This is a genomic window from Azospirillum lipoferum (assembly GCF_024170005.1).
Classification (GTDB): domain Bacteria; phylum Pseudomonadota; class Alphaproteobacteria; order Azospirillales; family Azospirillaceae; genus Azospirillum; species Azospirillum lipoferum.
The window spans coordinates 424,729-442,388 of sequence record NZ_JALJXJ010000005.1 but is presented as its reverse complement, the minus strand read 5'-3'; the positions used below and the strand labels follow the sequence as shown (position 1 = coordinate 442,388).

Annotated in this window: 16 protein-coding genes; 13 read left to right on the top strand and 3 right to left on the bottom strand. The window is 69.3% G+C overall.

Annotated features, from left to right (window positions below):
• Nucleotides 1-57: 57 nt before the first annotated feature.
• Nucleotides 58-1,299 (bottom strand): MFS transporter, encoded by a 1,242-nt coding sequence (locus J2848_RS14385; protein WP_149231653.1) that lies wholly within the window; start codon nucleotides 1,297-1,299, stop codon nucleotides 58-60.
• Between the two features lie 108 nt (nucleotides 1,300-1,407).
• On the opposite strand from J2848_RS14385, the gene J2848_RS14380 reads away from it, so the two are divergent.
• The 11 genes from J2848_RS14380 to J2848_RS14330 all read left to right on the top strand — a co-directional run bounded on the left by J2848_RS14380 (nucleotide 1,408) and on the right by J2848_RS14330 (nucleotide 13,682).
• Nucleotides 1,408-2,346, top strand: coding sequence for a LysR family transcriptional regulator (locus J2848_RS14380; protein ID WP_149231652.1), 939 nt, complete (start codon nucleotides 1,408-1,410; stop codon nucleotides 2,344-2,346).
• A gap of 23 nt (nucleotides 2,347-2,369) precedes the next feature.
• A complete protein-coding gene (ilvA, locus tag J2848_RS14375) occupies nucleotides 2,370-3,929 on the top strand; it encodes a threonine ammonia-lyase, biosynthetic (RefSeq protein WP_149231651.1) in 1,560 nt (519 codons plus the stop codon).
• A gap of 91 nt (nucleotides 3,930-4,020) precedes the next feature.
• The gene (locus J2848_RS14370; protein WP_246193886.1) at nucleotides 4,021-4,803 is read left to right on the top strand and encodes a FadR/GntR family transcriptional regulator; all 783 of its coding nucleotides are present in this window, start codon (nucleotides 4,021-4,023) and stop codon (nucleotides 4,801-4,803) included.
• Nucleotides 4,804-5,041: 238 nt separating this feature from the next.
• Nucleotides 5,042-6,226, top strand: a complete 1,185-nt coding sequence (locus tag J2848_RS14365; protein WP_149231650.1) for a four-carbon acid sugar kinase family protein — start codon at nucleotides 5,042-5,044, stop codon at nucleotides 6,224-6,226.
• Nucleotides 6,223-7,257 carry a 4-hydroxythreonine-4-phosphate dehydrogenase PdxA gene (pdxA, locus tag J2848_RS14360; protein WP_149231649.1) on the top strand — a complete coding sequence of 345 codons (1,035 nt, stop codon included), beginning with the start codon at nucleotides 6,223-6,225 and terminating at the stop codon, nucleotides 7,255-7,257. Before J2848_RS14365 ends, pdxA begins: the two co-directional genes overlap by 4 nt.
• 11 nt (nucleotides 7,258-7,268) lie before the next feature.
• On the top strand, nucleotides 7,269-8,405 hold the full coding sequence (locus tag J2848_RS14355) for an iron-containing alcohol dehydrogenase (protein WP_149231648.1): 1,137 nt from the start codon (nucleotides 7,269-7,271) through the stop codon (nucleotides 8,403-8,405).
• A gap of 45 nt (nucleotides 8,406-8,450) precedes the next feature.
• Nucleotides 8,451-9,353 (top strand): dihydrodipicolinate synthase family protein, encoded by a 903-nt coding sequence (locus J2848_RS14350; RefSeq protein WP_149231647.1) that lies wholly within the window; start codon nucleotides 8,451-8,453, stop codon nucleotides 9,351-9,353.
• Nucleotides 9,354-9,463: 110 nt separating this feature from the next.
• Complete coding sequence (locus tag J2848_RS14345) at nucleotides 9,464-10,891, top strand: sodium:solute symporter family protein (protein ID WP_149231646.1); 1,428 nt, start codon at nucleotides 9,464-9,466, stop codon at nucleotides 10,889-10,891.
• Between the two features lie 37 nt (nucleotides 10,892-10,928).
• Entirely contained in the window at nucleotides 10,929-12,140 is a 1,212-nt protein-coding gene (locus J2848_RS14340; protein ID WP_149231645.1) for a sialidase family protein, read from the top strand.
• Between the two features lie 67 nt (nucleotides 12,141-12,207).
• On the top strand, nucleotides 12,208-12,972 hold the full coding sequence (locus tag J2848_RS14335; RefSeq protein ID WP_149231644.1) for a 2-keto-4-pentenoate hydratase: 765 nt from the start codon (nucleotides 12,208-12,210) through the stop codon (nucleotides 12,970-12,972).
• Nucleotides 12,973-12,986: 14 nt separating this feature from the next.
• Entirely contained in the window at nucleotides 12,987-13,682 is a 696-nt protein-coding gene (locus J2848_RS14330; RefSeq protein WP_149231643.1) for an SDR family NAD(P)-dependent oxidoreductase, read from the top strand.
• Nucleotides 13,683-13,703: 21 nt separating this feature from the next.
• On the opposite strand, the gene J2848_RS14325 is transcribed toward J2848_RS14330, so the two are convergent.
• Nucleotides 13,704-14,183 (bottom strand): cupin domain-containing protein, encoded by a 480-nt coding sequence (locus J2848_RS14325; protein WP_170307045.1) that lies wholly within the window; start codon nucleotides 14,181-14,183, stop codon nucleotides 13,704-13,706.
• Between the two features lie 197 nt (nucleotides 14,184-14,380).
• On the opposite strand from J2848_RS14325, the gene J2848_RS14320 reads away from it, so the two are divergent.
• On the top strand, nucleotides 14,381-15,169 hold the full coding sequence (locus J2848_RS14320) for an SDR family NAD(P)-dependent oxidoreductase (protein ID WP_149231641.1): 789 nt from the start codon (nucleotides 14,381-14,383) through the stop codon (nucleotides 15,167-15,169).
• Nucleotides 15,170-15,295: 126 nt separating this feature from the next.
• A complete protein-coding gene (locus J2848_RS14315; protein WP_149231640.1) occupies nucleotides 15,296-16,756 on the top strand; it encodes an L-lactate permease in 1,461 nt (486 codons plus the stop codon).
• Between the two features lie 9 nt (nucleotides 16,757-16,765).
• On the opposite strand, the gene J2848_RS14310 is transcribed toward J2848_RS14315, so the two are convergent.
• On the bottom strand, nucleotides 16,766-17,626 hold the full coding sequence (locus J2848_RS14310; protein ID WP_149231639.1) for a DMT family transporter: 861 nt from the start codon (nucleotides 17,624-17,626) through the stop codon (nucleotides 16,766-16,768).
• Nucleotides 17,627-17,660 lie beyond the last annotated feature (34 nt).

The following is a 17,660-nucleotide window of genomic DNA, read 5'->3' as shown; positions in this document are numbered from 1 at the left end:
CACAACTCCAGGGGGCTTGCCGTCGTCACCGGACATCGGTGCTCGGAAAGTCGGCGCTCAGCGGTCCGACCGGGTGAACAGCCGCAGGACCAGGGCGGCGGCCGAGGCGGCGGTGGCGACGGCGACCACGCCGTTCCAACCCCAGATATCCAGCGCCTGACTGCCCAGGGTGGCGCCGGCGGCCATGCCGATGAACATGCCGACCATCAGCACCGCGTTCAGGCGGCTGCGGGCGGCGGGGTCGATGCCGTAGACGATGGTCTGGTGGGCGATCAGCGAGGCCTGGACGCCCAGGTCGAAGCCGATGGCGCTCGCCACCAGCAGCCACAGGCGGCCCCCTTCGGGCAGCAGCGGCGACAGCGCCATTGCGGCGAAGGACAGCACGGCCAGACCGGCGCCCAGCCGGGTCATCAGGGCCGGACCGCGGCTGTCGGCGATGCGGCCGGCGACCGGCGCCACCAGCGCACCCGCCGCACCGGCCAGCCCGAAGGCCCCCGCCGCGGCCGCACCCAGATGGAAGGGCGCGCCATGCAGCATCACCGCCAGCGTCGACCAGAAGGCGCTGAAGCCCAGCGACAGCAGGCCCTGCGCCATCGCTGCCCGGCGCAGGCCGGGATGACGGCCCCACAGCGTGACCAGCGACCCCAGCAACTGGCCATAGCCCAGGTCGGTCGTCGGCGTGAAGCGCGGCAGCCCGCGCCACAGCGCAGCACCCAGCAGGGCGATGCTGCCGGCGGCGGCGACGAACACGGCGCGCCAGCCGAAATGCTCGGCGATCAGGCCGCTGACCACGCGCGACAGCAGGATGCCCAGCAGCAGGCCGGTCATCACCGTGCCGACCACCCGGCCGCGATGCTCCGCCGGGGCCAGCGTCGCGGCGGCGGGAACGATGTCCTGCGCCAGCGTCGCCGACAGGCCCATCACCAGACTGGCCGCCAGCAGCCCGCCGATGGAGGGGGCGAAGCCCGCCGCCAGCAGGGCTGCGACCAGCACCGACACCTTCGCCAGGATGATGCGGCGACGGTCGAAGCGGTCGCCCAGCGGCGCCAGCAGCAGGATGCCGAAGGCGTATCCCAGCTGCGTCAGCGTCGGCACCCAGCCGACCGTCCGGTCCGCCGCCCCGATGTCGCTGCCGAGGACGCCCAGCATCGGCTGGCTGTAATAGAGCGTCGCCGCCGCCAGACCGGCGCCGGCCGCCAGCAGGAAGACCAGCGGCCGGCTCATCCCGCTGTCGCGAGCGGGCGCCAGCGGTATCGCGTGCGCCAGCGGCGTTGCATGCGCGGTTTGAATGGTTGACATCGTTCAATTCCCTCAAGAACAAGCGTGGGCTTGATTGAGAGGGAGTATGGCGGCGGGCCGAAGGGCACGGTAGCCGGAACAGGTGTAGATTTGCTATACACTGGACGTATGAGCAACGACCTTTCGGCGGTCGGCAGCGACCGCATCGCCCTGCTGGAGACCTTCGTCCGCATCGTGGAGAGCGGCAGCCTGTCGGCCGCCGCGGCACAGCTGGGCAGCACCCAGCCGACGGTCAGCCGACGGCTGCAACTGCTGGAACGGACGCTGGGCGTCCGGCTGCTGCACCGCTCCACCCACCGGATGAACCTGACGGAGGACGGCACCCGCTGTTACGAGCGGGCCAAGGATCTGCTGGCCGGCTGGCAGATGCTGGAAAGCGACGTCCGGGGGGCCGACGACCAGCCGACCGGCCATCTGCGGGTGGTGGCGCCGCATGCCTTCGGGCAGCAGCAGCTGGTCGGGCCGGTGGCCGACTATCTGCGCCGCTATCCGCGGATGACGGTGGAATGGCTGCTGCACGACCGCATGCCGGACTTCATCGGCGAGGGCATCGACTGCGCCATCCGCGTCGGCGAGGTCGCCGACCCGTCGGTGGTCGCCCTGCGGCTGGCGGAGGTGCCGCGGATCGCCATCGCCGCCCCTGCCCTGCTCGGCGGCCGGCCGGTGCCGCAACATCCGAAGGAGTTGGCGGAGCTGCCCTGGCTGGCGCTGCGCACCTTCTACCGGGACGAGGTGACGCTGACCCATGCCGGCACCGGCGAGACCGTGAGTTTCCCGATCAGGCCGCGCCTGTCGACCGACGGGCTGCAAGCGATCCGCAACGCGGCGATCCTCGGGCTGGGGGCGGGCATCGGCTCGCAATGGGCACTGGTGGAGGATCTGGCGGCAGGACGGCTGGTGCATCTGGCGCCGGACTGGCAGGCGTCCGACCTGCCGGTCAGTCTGGTCTATCCGCCGGCCCGCCACCAGCCGGCCCGCCTGCGCCGCTTCATCGAGGTGATGCGCGTCGCCGTGCCCATCGCCTTCCGCGCCGTGCAGGCGCCATAGCGTCAAAGCGTCCTGTTTTTGCTATGGTCGCCGCGACCTGTTCTGGAAGGCCGATGTCCATGCAAGAGTATGTCCGCAAGATCCTCACCGCGCGCGTCTACGACGTGGCGATCGAAAGCCCGCTCGATCCGATGCCGCGGCTGTCGCAGCGCCTGAACAACACGGCTCTGCTGAAGCGTGAGGATCTGCAACCCGTCTTCTCCTTCAAGCTGCGCGGCGCCTACAACAAGATGGTCGGCCTGTCGCCGGAGGCGCGGGAGCGCGGCGTGGTGTGCGCATCGGCCGGCAACCATGCCCAGGGCGTGGCGCTGTCGGCGCAGAAGCTGGGGATCAAGGCGGTGATCGTGATGCCGCGGACGACGCCGGCCATCAAGGTCCAGGCGGTCAAGAGCCGCGGCGGCAAGGTCGTGCTGCATGGCGACGTCTTCGACGATGCCTATCTCCACGCCCGCCAGATCGAGGCGGAGAAGGGGCTGACCTTCATCCACCCCTATGACGATCCCGACGTGATCGCCGGCCAGGGCACCGTCGGCATGGAAATCCTGCGCCAGCACCCGCACCCGCTGGACGCCATCTTCGTGCAGATCGGCGGCGGCGGTCTGGCCGCTGGAATCGCGGCCTATGTCAAGTTCCTGCGCCCCGACGTGAAGGTGATCGGCGTCGAGCCCGACGACGCGGCCAGCATGGGTGCCGCCATCGCGGCGGGAAAGCGCGTGCAGCTGGATCAGGTCGGGCTGTTCGCCGACGGCGTCGCCGTCCGTCAGGTCGGCAGCGAGACCTTCCGGCTGTGCAGCGAGCTGCTGGACGAGGTCATCACCGTCAACACCGACGAGATCTGCGCCGCGGTCAAGGACATCTTCGAGGACACCCGCGCCATCACCGAACCGTCGGGTGCCGTCGGTCTGGCCGGCCTGAAGAAATACGCCGAGCGTGAAGGACTGCACGGCAAGGGGCTGGTGGCGATCGGCAGCGGCGCCAACATGAATTTCGACCGGCTGCGCCACATCGCCGAGCGGGCCGAGATCGGCGAACGGCGCGAGGCGCTGCTGGCCGTCACCATCCCGGAACGGCCCGGCGCCTACCGGCAGTTCATCCAGGCGCTGGGCAAGCGGTCGATCACCGAATTCAACTACCGCTATGCCGACGACCGCGAGGCGCAGATTTTCGTCGGCGTGCAGTTGACCGAGGGCGACGCGGAAAAGCGCCAGATCCTCGAACTGCTGCGCGGCCTGGACTGCCCGGTGCTGGACATGAGCGACAATGAGATGGCGAAGCTCCATGTCCGCTACATGGTCGGCGGCCGGGTGCGCGGGCTGAAGGACGAGCGGCTCTACCGCTTCCAGTTCCCGGAACGGCCGGGCGCCCTGCTGAAATTCCTGAACGGGCTGGCGCAGGACTGGAACATCTCGCTGTTCCATTACCGCAACCATGGCGCCGACTATGGCCGCGTGCTGGCCGGCATCCAGGTGCCGGACAAGGACCGGGCGCGGTTCCGCCGCTGCCTGGACGATCTCGGCTATCCCTATTGGGACGAGAGCGGCAACCCGGCCTACCGGCTGTTCCTGGCCGAACCGCAGGCTTGATGGCGGGGTCGCTCCCTAAAAGCTGGCAAGTTGGCTATTACATGTTTACAAATAGCTGACAGCGCACAGCCGGCGGATGGGGAGCGACAGGATGGAGTCGAGTGAAAACAGCGTGGTGATGTCGGACGGCGGGGAGTCGGGCGGCGGGGAGGGAGCACAGTTGCTCCGCACCCGCCAGACGCCCCTGGTCACCCGCGTCTATCAGCTGCTGCTGGCCCAGATCAGCGCCGGCGATTTCCAGCCCGACGAGCGCCTGCCCGGCGAGAACGACCTTGCCGCCCGCTTCCAGGTGTCGCGCCCGGTGGTGCGGGAGGCGCTGAAACGGTTGCGGAATGACGGGCTGATCTATTCCCGCCAGGGTGCCGGCAGCTTCGTCCGCATCGCGGCCGAGGAAAGCCAGCCGGTACTGGGCTATGCCCCGGTGGAGACGATCGCCGATATCCAGCGCTGTTACGAGTTCCGGCTGACCATCGAGCCGGACCATGCCTATCACGCCGCCTTGCGCTGGAACGACGCGGCACTCGACCGCATCGCGGCGGCGCTGAGCCTGATGGACGATGCGACCCGCGCCCATCGCCACCGCGAGGACGCCGACTACGCCTTCCACACCGCCATCGCCGAGGCGACGAACAACCACTATTACATGTCGTCAATGCAGGCGCTGAAGGATCACATCGCCGTCGGCATGAAGTTCCACGGCGTCTCGCTGATGGGGCCGAGTTCCGGCCTGACAGGCGTGTATGACGAGCATCGCGGCATCTTCGACGCCATCCGCCAGCGCGACGGCGAAACGGCGCGGGCGCGGATGCGCAAGCATCTGGAAGGCTCGCGCGACCGCGTGTTCGAGGGGCGTGCGCTGGATCTGTCGCTGTAAATAGTCCCCTCTCCCCCTGGGGAGGGGGGAGAGGGGGATTACGGTGAAAGCCAAACATGTAAACATGTTATAGCCTCCGACCTGCCAGATTTCCCGTTTCCAGCCTCCAACAACATTACAACATATTGACATCTCCGCAGCGCTGTGATGGAGTGGGTCATCGTCAAGGGCGGTGGGAGCGCCCGGCAGCTGACCGTCGCACTGCGATGGCCGCCGCTCAAAAGGATGGGGACCACCCATGGACAGTCTGGTTCCACATGCGGGATCACCGGCGCTGGCATCGGCGGCACGGCATCCGTGCCTGATCGCCGACGACCTGACCGGGGCGCTCGACACCGCCGCCCAGTTCGCCGCCATCACCGGTCCGATTCCCGTCTACTGGCAGAGCCTGCCCTATCCCGCCCTGCCGAACGGCCTCGCCTTCGACAGTGGCACGCGCGAGGCGACGTGGGATCAGGCACGCCGCCGGGTGGCCGTCATCGCCGCCGGTCTGCCGCGCACGCCCGGCACGCTCCATTATGCCAAACTCGACAGCCTGCTGCGCGGCCATGCCGGGGCGGAGATCGCCGCCTGGATCGCCGCCACGGCCCCCGACCACGTCATCATCGCCCCCGCTTTCCCCTATCAGGGCCGCATCACCCGCGGCGGCCTCCAGTTCGCCCGCGGTGAGGATGGCCGCAGCTGGACGCCCGCGGCCAGCGACCTGCGCGCCGATCTGGAGCGCGAAGGCCTGCCTGTCCAACTCCGCTGCCCAGGTGAACCGGTACCGGCGGGCATCAGCCTGTGGGATGCGGAAACCGACGCCGATCTCGACGCCATCGCCGCCGCCGGCCTCGCGCTGAACGGCCGGGTGCTGTGGTGCGGCAGCAGCGGGCTGGCCGGCGCGCTCGCCCGGCAGATGGGCGCCGTCGCCGACGATGCCGCGAAACTCCGGCTGCCGCGGCCGATCCTCGGGCTGTTCGGCACCAACCATCCGGCGATGCTGGCCCAACTCGACGCCTGCCCCGAGCATGTGCTGACGCTGCCCGACGGCGGCGCCACCACCGCCGCGGTGCTGGCGCAAAGGCTCGACCATGAGGGGATCGCGCTGGCCGTCCTCGCCCTGCCCGGCGGGCTGGCCCGGGCCGATGCGGCCCACCGGATCGAATGGGAATTCGCCCGGCTGGTCCGCCGGCTCGACCCACCCGGCACGCTGCTGGTGGCGGGCGGCGAGACCCTGCGCGGCCTGTGCCTGGCGCTGGAGGCCGACCGGCTGGACCTCGACGGCCATGTCTGGCCGGGGGTGCCCTGCTCCATTCTGCGCGGCGGCCGCTTCGACGGGGTCCGCGTCATTTCCAAATCGGGTGCGTTCGGCGACCCGGCGCTGCTGCGCCGGCTGCTCGCCCTGGGTGCGCCGCATCATCATCAGGGAGAACAAGCATGACACCGCATCTGGCCATCACCATGGGCGATCCGGCCGGCGTCGGGCCGGAGATCATCGTGAAGGCCTGCGCGCGTCTGAAGGACCGACTGGCCGACGGCTCGCTGCGCCTGCTGGTCATCGGCAGCAACCCCGCCCTTCAAGCGGCGCGCGATGCGCTGGGCAGCGACCTCGACTTCCCCGAAGTGACCGATATCGACGGCGAGTGGCCGGCGCTGGCCTGCCTCCAGGCCGGGCCGGAGGGTGAGCCGATCCGCCCCGGCGTGCTGTCGGTCGATGGCGGCCGCTTCGCCTATCTGGCGGTGGAGCGCGCGGTGCGTCTGGCCGAGGCCGGCCGCATCCACGGCATCGTCACCGCGCCGCTCAACAAGGAGGCGATGAACAAGGCCGGCTATCACTTCGCCGGGCACACCGACCTGCTGGCCGAACTGACCGGTGCGCGCGGTTCGGTGATGATGCTGGCCCACGGCAACATGCGGGTCAGCCACGTCACCACCCACATCGCGCTGGAGGACGTGCCGAAGAAGCTGACGCCGGAACGGCTGCGCTACGTCATCGACCGCACCGACGAGACGCTGGCCGGTCTCGGCCTGCCGCGCCGCCGCATCGCCATCGCCGCCCTGAACCCGCATGCCGGCGAAGGCGGGCTGTTCGGCCGCCAGGACATCGAGGTGACCGAGCCGGTCATCAGGCAATGCGTCGCCGACGGGCTGGACGTGGTCGGGCCGGTGCCGGGCGACACCATCTTCGTCAAACTGCGTGCCGGCCAGTATGACGCGGTGGTCGCCATGTACCACGACCAAGGGCACATCCCGGTCAAGCTGCTGGGCTTCAACGTCAATCCGGAGACGGGCACCTGGGACGCGCTGAGCGGCGTCAATATCACGCTCGGCCTGCCGATCATCCGCACCTCCGTCGACCACGGCACCGCCTTCGACATCGCTGGCAAGGGCATCGCCAACGAGCTGAGCCTGATCGAAGCCATCGACTACGCCGAAAAGCTGGCCGCCGCCCGCGTGCGCGTTGCCGCCTGAGGAATTCAAAAATGAGCACCATCGACCTGACCACGCCCATCGAGCTGCTCCGCCCGGCCCGCGTCGTCTTCGGCGCCGGCACGGCGGCGGAGACCGGCCGCTGGGTGCGCGAGCGCGGCCTGACCCGCATCCTGGTGGTCGCAGACGCCTTCAACGCCGCCCGCGTGGATTTGCTGGGGCTGGAGGGTACCGTCACCGTCTTCGCCGACATCAAGCCGGAACCCGACGTTCCCAACCTTGAGGCGCTGCTGGCCGTCGCCGAACGGACGGAGCCGCAGGTGGTGATCGGCTTCGGCGGCGGCAGCGCCATGGATCTGGCCAAGCTGGCCGCCGTCCTGCCCGGCAGCGGCCAGACCATCCGCGACGTCGTCGGGCCGGAGAAGGTCGCGGCCAAGCGCGCCGCCCTGGTCCAGGTGCCGACCACCGCCGGCACCGGCAGCGAGGTCGGCACCCGCGCGCTCGTCACCGATCCGGCGACCATGAGCAAGCTGGCGGTGCAGAGCGTCTACATGCTGGCCGACGTCGCGGTGGTCGATCCCGACCTGACTCTGAGCGTGCCGGCCGCCGTCACCGCCGCCACCGGCGTCGATGCGCTGGCCCATTGCGTCGAGGCCTACACCAACCGCAAGGCCCATCCGCTGATCGACCTCTATGCCCTGGAGGGCATCCGGCTGGTCGGCCGCTTCCTGCCGCGCGCCATCGCCGACGGCAGCGACCGCGAGGCGCGGGCCGGCCTGTCGCTCGCCTCCTTCTATGGCGGCATCTGCCTGGGTCCGGTGAATACCGCCGCCGGCCATGCCGTCGCCTATCCGCTCGGCACCCGCCACCACATCCCGCATGGCGCCGCCAACGCGCTGATCTTCCCGCATGTGCTGGCCTTCAACGCGCCGGCCGTCCCGGTCAAGACCGCCGCGGTGCTGGAGGCACTGGACCTGCCGGCTGCGACCGATCCGGCCGCGGTGTTCGAGTCGGCTTACGGCTGGTGCCTGAAACTCGGCTGCACCATGCGCCTGTCGGAGTTCGGCGTGCCGGAGACAGACCTGACCCAGATGGCTGAGGAGGCGCACGCCATCCGCCGGCTGCTCGACAACAACCCGCGCGATCTCAGCCGCGAAGACATCCTGGGCATGTACCGCGCCGCCGCCTGACGGCGCGGCGCGACACCCATCCCGTTCGTTGAAAGGTCAAAGTCCATGAGCAACACCAGCGGCACCATGATCGGCGGCCCTTTCGTCGCGATCGTCACCCCCTTCGACGGCGATGAGCGCGTCGAATTCGCAGCGCTGCGACGGCAGGTGAAGCGGCAGGCGTCGGCCGGCAACGGCGTCTTCTGCGCCGGCACCAATGGCGAGTTCTACGCCCTGTCCTTCGACGAGAAGCTGGCGGTGGCGGAGACCTGCGTCGAGGCCGCCGACGGCAAGGTGCCGGTGCTGGCCCATATCGGCGAGATCTCCACCCACCAGACCATCGCGCTGGGCAAGGCGGTCGAGCGGCTGGGCGTCAAGGCGGTCTCCGCCATCACGCCGTCCTTCATCGCCTGCTCGCAGGCCGAACTGGTCGATCATTACCGCCGCGTCGCCGACGCGCTGACGGTGCCGGTCTATCTCTACAACATCCCGGCCCGCACCGGGAACACGCTGGAGCCGCAGACCGCCCGCATCCTGGCCGACCATCCGAACATCATCGGCATCAAGGACAGCGCCGGCTCGCAGGAGAGCCTGGACGGCTTCCTCGCCATCGCCCGCGAGCGTGACGATTTCGACGTGCTGGTCGGCCCGGATTCGCTGGTGCTGCACGGCCTGCGCAACGGGGCTGCCGGCTGCATCTCCGGCCTCGGCAACATCGCGCCGGTGACCCTCAACGGCATCCATGCCGCCTTCGTGGCCGGCGACGATACCGCGGCCGAGGCGCATCAGGCCCATTTCAGCACGCTGCGCAAGGAACTCTACGCGCTGGGCTTCCCGCCGGCCATGGTCAAGCGCGCACTCCGCAGCGCCATGCCGGAGGTCGGTTTCAGCCGCGCCCCGGTGCTGATCGCCGACGAGGTGGACCAACAGGTCAAGGCCCTCGCGGCCCGCTATGCCGAAGCGGTGTGACGCTGTTCCACACCGCGTGGCGCCGGCACACACCGGCGCCAATCCCCGAACAACATTGCCCCGAACAACACTGAAGGCGGATCCATCCGCCCGTTAGGGAGACACCGTCCATGAACCATTTCACCAGTGGAGAAAGTGCGCTCATCCTGGGGATCGTCGTCCTCTACATCCTCTTCACCTCCTGGCTGACGGTGCGGCTGCGCAGCCGCAACAACGGCGAGTTCATGAATGCCGCGCGGTCGATGCCGGCAGCCGTCGTCGGCGTGCTGCTGATGTCCGAGTTCATCGGCGCCAAATCCACGGTCGGCACCGCGCAGGAAGCCTTCAGCTCCGGCATGGCGTCGGCCTGGTCGGTGCTGGGCGCCTCGATCGGCTTCCTGCTGTTCGGCCTGTTCTTCGCCAAGCGCATCTACGGATCGGGCGAATACACCATCTCCGCCGCCATCGCGAAATATTACGGCACCTCCACCATGCGGACGGTGTCGATCATCATGATGTATGCGCTGCTGCTGGTGAATGTCGGCAACTACGTCAGCGGTGCCGCCGCCCTGTCCACGGTGATGAACCTCAACCTGACCTGGGCGATGGTCATCATCGCGGTGGTCAGCACCTTCTATTATGTGTTCGGCGGGCTGAAGGGCATCGCCTACGTCACCATCCTGCACAGCGCCATCAAGCTGATCGGCATCGCCCTGCTGCTGGGCACCGCGCTGTCGCTCAGCGGCGGCATCGGCCCGATGGTCGAGAAGCTGCCGGCCCATTACTTCACCATCGACGGCACCATCGGCATGCCGACGATCTTCGCCTGGGTCATCGGCACCGTCGGCGCCATCTTCTCCACCCAGTTCGTCATCCAGGCGATCTCGTCCAACCGCAGCGCCGGCGAGGCCCAGCGCTCCGCCATCTACGCCGCCATCTTCTGCCTGCCGCTCGGCATCATGCTGGCGCTGATCGGCGTCACCGCCCATTACCTCTATCCCGACATGAAGAGCCTGTACGCGCTGCCGGTGTTCCTGGACGCCATGCATCCGCTGATGGCCGCGCTCGTCACCACCTCGCTCGTCGCCTCGGTCTTCGTCAGCGTCAGCACGGTGGCGCTCGCCATCGCCTCGCTGATGGTCCGCGACTTCTACGTGCCCTGGAAGAAGCCGACGCCGGAACAGGAATTCCGCACCACCCGCATCCTGTCGCTGATCATCGGTTTCCTGCCGCTGATCTTCGTCTTCTTCGTGCCGGAAATCCTGAAGCTGTCCTTCTTCACCCGGGCGCTGCGCCTGTCGATCACGGTCGTCGCGATGATCGGCTTCTTCCTGCCGCTGTTCGCCAGCAACCTGGGCGCCACGCTGGGCCTGCTGGGCGCCACGGTCAGCACCACGGTGTGGTACGTGATGGGCAACCCCTACGGCATCGACAACATGTATGTCGCCCTGCTGACGCCGATGCTGGTGATGGCGGTGGAACGTCTGGTCCGCGGCCGCAGCGCCCCGGCGATGGTCGCCGCCCCGACGCAAGCCCCGCCACGGGCCGAAGCGCGGTGACCGGCTTCCCCTCTTCCTCCGTTCCTATGTGACCGCCATGACCACATCCTCATCCCTGCCTTCCACCACCGAACGCGGGCGCGTTGCGCCCGCGGACGGGGATGCCGGGCGCCGCGACTCCTATCTGCCGTCGCCCTGCGTCCAGAACCACGCCGCCAACATCACCGTGCTCGGCAACGGCGATCTCGGCTGCGTCTGGTTCGGCGGCACCCAGGAAGGCATTCCCGACATCTCGATCTATTTCTCGCGGCTGGCGAAGGGGGCCGACCGCTGGACCGACCCGGTCAAGCTGTCGGACGACCCGACCCGGTCGGAGCAGAACCCGGTGCTGTTCCCGGCACCGGACGGCACGCTATGGCTGTTCTACACCGCGCAAATCTCCGGCAACCAGGACACCGCCTTCGTCCGCTGCCGCAGCTCCACCGACCATGGCCGGAGCTGGGGACCAATCCGCACCCTGTTCGAGGGGGCGGACGGCGACGGCATCTTCATCCGCCAGCCGGTGGTGGTGCTGCCGAACGGCGACTGGCTGCTGCCGACCTTCCTCTGCCACGGCACGCCGGGCGAGAAGTGGGTGGGCGACAACGACACCAGCGCGGTGCGCATCTCCGGCGACCAGGGTGAAAGCTGGACCGAGCATGCGGTGCCGGACAGCGTCGGCTGTGTCCACATGAGCGTCGTCCCTTTGCGCGACGGCACGCTGGCCGCCTTCTACCGCAGCCGCTGGGCCGACCATGTCTATCGCAGCGTCTCCACCGACCATGGGCGGACGTGGAGCGCCCCGGTGGCGACCGAGCTGCCCAACAACAACTCCTCGATCCAGGTGACGGCGCTGGCCGACGGCCGGCTCGCCATCGTCTTCAACGAATCGAGTGCGGAGAACGCCACCGAGCGCCGCGCCTCGCTCTATGACGAGATCGAGGACGACGTGCCGGCCGGCGGTGCCGCCGCAGCGGTCGCCGCCCCCCCGGCGCAGGCCCCCGCCCGCAAGGCCTTCTGGGGCGCTCCCCGCGCGCCGCTGACACTGGCCCTGTCGGAGGATGGTGGCGTGACCTGGCCGCTGCGCCGGAACCTGGAGGTCGGCGACGGCTATTGCATGACCAACAATTCCAAGGACAGCCTGAACCGGGAATTCTCCTACCCGTCGGTCACCCAGACGGCGGACGGCGCCCTGCATGTCGCCTTCACCTATTTCCGGCAGGCCATCAAATACAGCCGCGTCTCGCCCGACTGGGTAGACAACCGCTGACCGGCGATGGGGGCGCCAGCCGGCGTCCCCGCCCGCCCGCTTCCTTCTTCATTCGGGGACTCGTCCCATGACCATGACCGCCGAGGCCGTTCTTGCGGCCGCCGGCGCGCTGCTCGCCGCGCGCCGTGACAACCGCCCGCTCGACACCCTGCCGCCCGCAGCACAGCCGGCCGACAAGGCCGACGCCTACGCCATCCAGACCGAGGTCGCCCGCCGCATCGGCCCGGTGACCGCCTGGAAGGTCGGTGCGTCGGCCCCCGACGCCGAGCCGTCGAGCGCCCCCATCCATGCCGAGACGCTGTTCTTCGACACCGGGACGCTGCCCGCCGCGATGTTCCGCGTCATCGGCATCGAGGCGGAAATCGTCTACCGCCTGAAAAGCGACCTGCCCGCCCGTGACGAACCGTGGACGCGGGAGGAAGTGCTGGCCGCCGTCGGCTCGGTCCATCCCGCCTTCGAGATCTGCGACAGCCGCTTCGCCGCCTACGGATCGCAGGGACCGTTGGCCTCGCTGGCCGATCAGGCCAACCATGGTGCGCTGATCGTCGGCGCGGCAACCGCGGACTGGCGCCGCATCGATCCGGTGACCCAGCCGCTGACGCTGGACATCGACGGGGAGCGCAGGATCGACGTGGTGGGCGGCAACAAGGCCGGCGATCCGATCCGCCTGCTGGCCTGGCTCGCCAATGTCGGCGCCCGGCCGTTCGGCGGCCTGCATGCCGGCGACACGGTGACCACCGGGTCCTGCACCGGAACGATCTTCATCCAGCCCGGCAGCCGCGCCGTCGCCGACTTCCCCGGCCTCGGCCACATCGCGCTGACCGTGGCATAGGGGGGAGTGCCGAGATGAATTCAGAGCGTCCGCCCCGCCGCGCCCTGGTCACCGGCGTCAGTTCGGGGATCGGTGCGGCCATTGCCGAACGGCTGTTGCAGGATGGCTGGCTGGTCGAGGGAATGAGCCGGTCGGCCCCCTCCATCGACCATCCGAACCTGCGCTTCACCCCGGCCGACCTGATGGCGCCGGAGTCGGTGGCGGAGGCTCTGGCCGCTCTGTCACCAATAGACGCGCTGGTCCATGCAGCGGGCGTCATGCGCGTCGGCAAGCTCGGCGAACTGGCCGAGGATGGCGCAAGGGCGATGTGGCGCCTGCATGTGGAGGCATCCACCCAACTGGTCGAGCATGTCGTCCCCCGCATGCCGGACGGCGATGGCCGCATCGTCCTGATCGGCAGCCGCACCGCCCGGGGCGCCGCCGGCCGCAGCCAATATGCGGCGACCAAGGCGGCGATGGTCGGGCTTGCCCGCTCCTGGGCGCTGGAACTGGCGCCGCGCGGAATCACGGTGAATGTGGTGGCGCCGGGGGCGACCGATACGCCGATGCTGAAAGACCCCAACCGCACCGGCCTGCCGCCGAAGCTTCCGCCGCTCGGCCGCTTCATCAAGCCGGAGGAGGTCGCGGCGCTGACCGCCTTCCTGCTGTCCGACGCCGCGGCAGCCATCACCGGGCAGCAGATCCTCGTCTGCGGCGGAGCGTCGCTTTAGACGACCCCTGGATGAGCCGCGCTATTTCTTCGGCAGGGTATGCGGACAACCGGCGCTGCGGTCCTTCTCGCCGCTATAGCGCGTCAGCATGTGCGCTCCGGCCTTGCCGATGAAGGTGGCGGTGTAGACCAGCGGCTCGGCATCGCTGTCATTGTGCTGCTGGTGAAGCGTGCCCGGCGGAATTTCCACCACGACCCCGGGCTTGAGATCCACGTCCGGCTTGCCATCGACCGACAGCCGGCCGCTTCCGCTCACCACCTCCATCATCTCGTCGATGTCGTGCTTGTGGCGATGGGCGTCCGACCCGGGCGGGACCGTCAGCTTCTCCACCATGCGCAGCGTTCCCGGCAGGCCCGGCACCGGCGCCGGCGGCAGCAGGACGGTGCAGCTCACCTCCATCGGCTTTGAAGGGGGCTTCGACGCGGCATCCGTCGCCGCCATGGCGGGCATCGCCGCGGACAGCAGGAGAAGGCCGGCACCCGAAAACAGGCGGAACATCATGGGGGGAAGCTTCCCGATCCGTAGAGCGACAGAGGTTTGACGGCGACATCGATTAGATGTCGACAGGAATGGTTGCACCACCATACCTGCCCTGTCAAAGACCTCTCTTCGGCGTGGTCGAAGCGCCAAGCCTCGCTTATGGTGGGTGCCGTTGCTCCGGACCTGACCGCTAATCCGTCACGAGGAAAGATCACGCTATGCCGAACACCGCCCCGACAACGACCGCCCCGAAAACGGCAATCGTCACCGGCGCCACCTCCGGATTCGGCGACGCCATCGCCCGGCGGCTGGTTGCGGAGGGCTGGCGGATCGTCGCCACCGGCCGGCGCCAGGACCGGCTGGATGCCTTGGTGGAAGCGCTGGGCGGACCGGCGGTGGTCCATCCGCTGTGCTTCGACATCCGCGACGAGGAGGCGACCCGCGCCGCCCTCGACAGCCTGCCGGAAGCCTTCGCCGACATCTCCGTCCTGGTCAACAATGCCGGGCTGGCACTGGGCACCGGGGCAGCGCAGGACAGCGACCTGGACCAGTGGCGGACGATGATCGACACCAACATCACCGGACTGGTCACCATCACCCGGCTGCTGCTGGACCGGCTGATCGCCCGGCGCGGGCTGATCGTCAATCTCGCCTCCGTCGCCTCCAACTGGCCTTATCCCGGCGGCAACGTCTATGGTGGCACCAAGGCTTTCGTGCGGCAGTTCTCGCTCGGCCTGCGCAGCGACCTGTCGGCCCAGGGCGTGCGCGTCACCTCCATCGAGCCGGGCCTGTCGGAAAGCGAATTCACCCTGGTGCGCACCGGCGGCAACAAGGCCGCCTACGACGCGCTCTATGCCGGAGCCAACCCGCTCCAGCCGGAGGACATCGCCGAGACGGTGCGCTGGGTGGTCTCGCTGCCGCCGCACGTCAACATCAACAGCGTCGAGATCATGCCGGTCAGCCAGTCCTGGGCACCGTTCAAGATCCACCGCGACACCCCGGCCTGACGCATACCCGATCACCCGGCACCGCTGAAGGTGCCGGGTGATTGCGCCCCATCAGATATACTAGTATCCAATGGCTCCGGCCATGATTCGCGCCGGCACTCCCCTCCGGAACGCGTCTGGCCGATCATGACCCTTGCCTTCCACATGATGCCGCTCGTCGGCACGATCCTGCTGCTTGCCTCCCGTCGGGTCAGCCTGCTGTCCGCCGGGGTAGCAGGCATGGCGCTGGCGCTCATCACCATGGTGGCGGCGCAGCCTTCGGCCGGTCCAGCGCTGGCCTTGACAGCGGTGAAGGCTGGGGAAGGGGCATGGCTGGCATGGCACGCGATGTCGATCATCGCCGCCGGCCTGCTGTTCCACCGCGCTTTCGAGGCGCGCGGCGCGCTGTCCGCGGCGGTCGCGCAGGAGAACCGGCGGCGCGGCGTCTTCGTCGCCTGCTTCCTGGTCGGTCCTTTTGCGGAATCGGTGACCGGGTTCGGCGTCGGGCTGGTGGTGGCGCTCGCCACGCTGCGCTCCATGGGGCTGCCGCCGGTGCAATCCGCCGCCCTCGGGCTGTTCAGCCAGGTTCTGGCCGCCTGGGGCGCCATGGGCGTCGGCAGCCGCGTCGGGGCCGAACTGATCGGCGTGTCCTTCACCGAACTTGGAACGGCCAGCGCCCTGCTGATGGCCGTCGTGCTGCCCTGCCTGCTGCCGGTGTTCTGGGGGCTGATCCATGCCTCGGGGCTGCGCTCTTCCTTGCGCGACCGGGCCGCCGACGTCGCCCTGCTGTTCTGTCTGGCCGGGCTGATCTGGCTGACCAACCGGTTCGTCGCACCGGAACTCGGCGGCGGGCTGGCGACCGCCATTCTGCTGGTGACGGTGGAGGGGCCGCGCCTGCTGCGCAGCGGCGGCGGTATGGGGGAACTGGTCCGGCGGCTCTGGCCCTATGGGCTGCTGATCGCCGGGCTGATGGCGACCCGTCTGCTGCCGCCGCTGTCGGACTGGACCGGGCGCTGGCTGGTGCTCGACCCGTTCGATGGCCTTGCCCCGCTCGCCCTGCTGCGCCATCCGGCGACATGGCTGGTGCTGATCGCCGGCATCCTGCTGACCGGCCTGCCGACGGCAGAAGTTGGCAGGGTGGTCCGCGGTGCGGTGCGCGCGGCGCTGGTGCCGATGGCGGCGACGCTGGTCTTCGTCGAATTCGCCACCTTCATGGCGGCATCCGGCGGGGCGGCGATGTTCGGAAACGCCTGGCGCGAGCTGGCGGGACGCTTCGCCGTGCTGGCCAGCCCGGTCTTCGGCGCCGCGGCCGGGATGCTGACCGGCTCCAACACGGCCTCCAACGCCCTGATGATGCATATCCAGCTGAGCCTTGCCGCCGAAAGCGGCCTGCCGTCCATCCTGATAGCCGCGGTCCAGACCGTCGCCGGGAGCATCTGCACCATGCTGACCCCCGGCCGCATCGTGCTCGCCGCCGGTCTGGTCGGGCTGGAGCGGTCGGAGGGGGCGATCTATCGCCGCGCCCTGCCGATCGGGCTGGCGACCATCCTGGCGCTGCTGGCCGTCATCGTCGTGATGACGGGGATCAAGGCAGGCGGGCTGGTCTAGTCAAGCCGTTCAGGCGAACCGCTTCGCCCCGGCGACGCAGAGCACGACCAGACCGGTCGCGGCGATCATCGTCCAGGCCACCGGCTCGCGCAGCAGCAGACCGGCCAGCAGCAGGCCGAAGGCGGGCTGGAGCAGCTGCAACTGCCCGACCCCGGCGATGCCGCCCAGCGCCAGCCCGCGATACCAGAAGACGAAGCCCACCAGCATGCTGAACACCGAGACGTAGCCGAGCCCGGCCCAGGCCGGCACGGCGATGCCGGTCCAGTCGTCCGGCATGGTCGCCAGCGCCGCGACCGCCATCACAGGCAGCGCCAGCACCAGCGCCCAGGAGATCACCTGCCAGCCGCCCAGCCGGCGCGACAGGCTCGCTCCCTCGGCATAGCCGAGGCCGCAGAGCAGGATCGCCAGGACCATCAGCAGGTTGCCGGTCAGCGACGCCCCTCCCCCTTGCCACAGGGCGAAGCCGGCGACGGTCAGGCTCCCTACCGTCGCGAACAGCCAGAAAACGGGCCGCGGCCGCTCCCGTCCCCGCAGCACGCCGAACAGGGCGGTGGCGAGCGGCAGCAGGCCGATGAAGACGACCGACTGGGCCGAGGTGATGTGCTGGAGCGCTAGCGCGGTCAGCAGGGGGAAGCCGGCGACCACCCCGAGCGCCACGATGGCGAGCGAAGGAAGGTCGCGGCGCGCCGGCCGGGACTGCCGCAGCAGCGCCAGCAGCGCCGCCGCCAGGGCCGCCGCGATCACCGCCCGCGCCGCGGTCAGGAACAGCGGCGTGAAGCCGCCGACCGCAACCCGTGTCGCCGGCAGCGAGCCGCTGAAGATGATCACGCCGAGCAGCCCGCTGCCCCATCCCGCCGTCGACCGCCGCATTTCATCTTCCTTCCGCGCACCAGATTTCGCGATG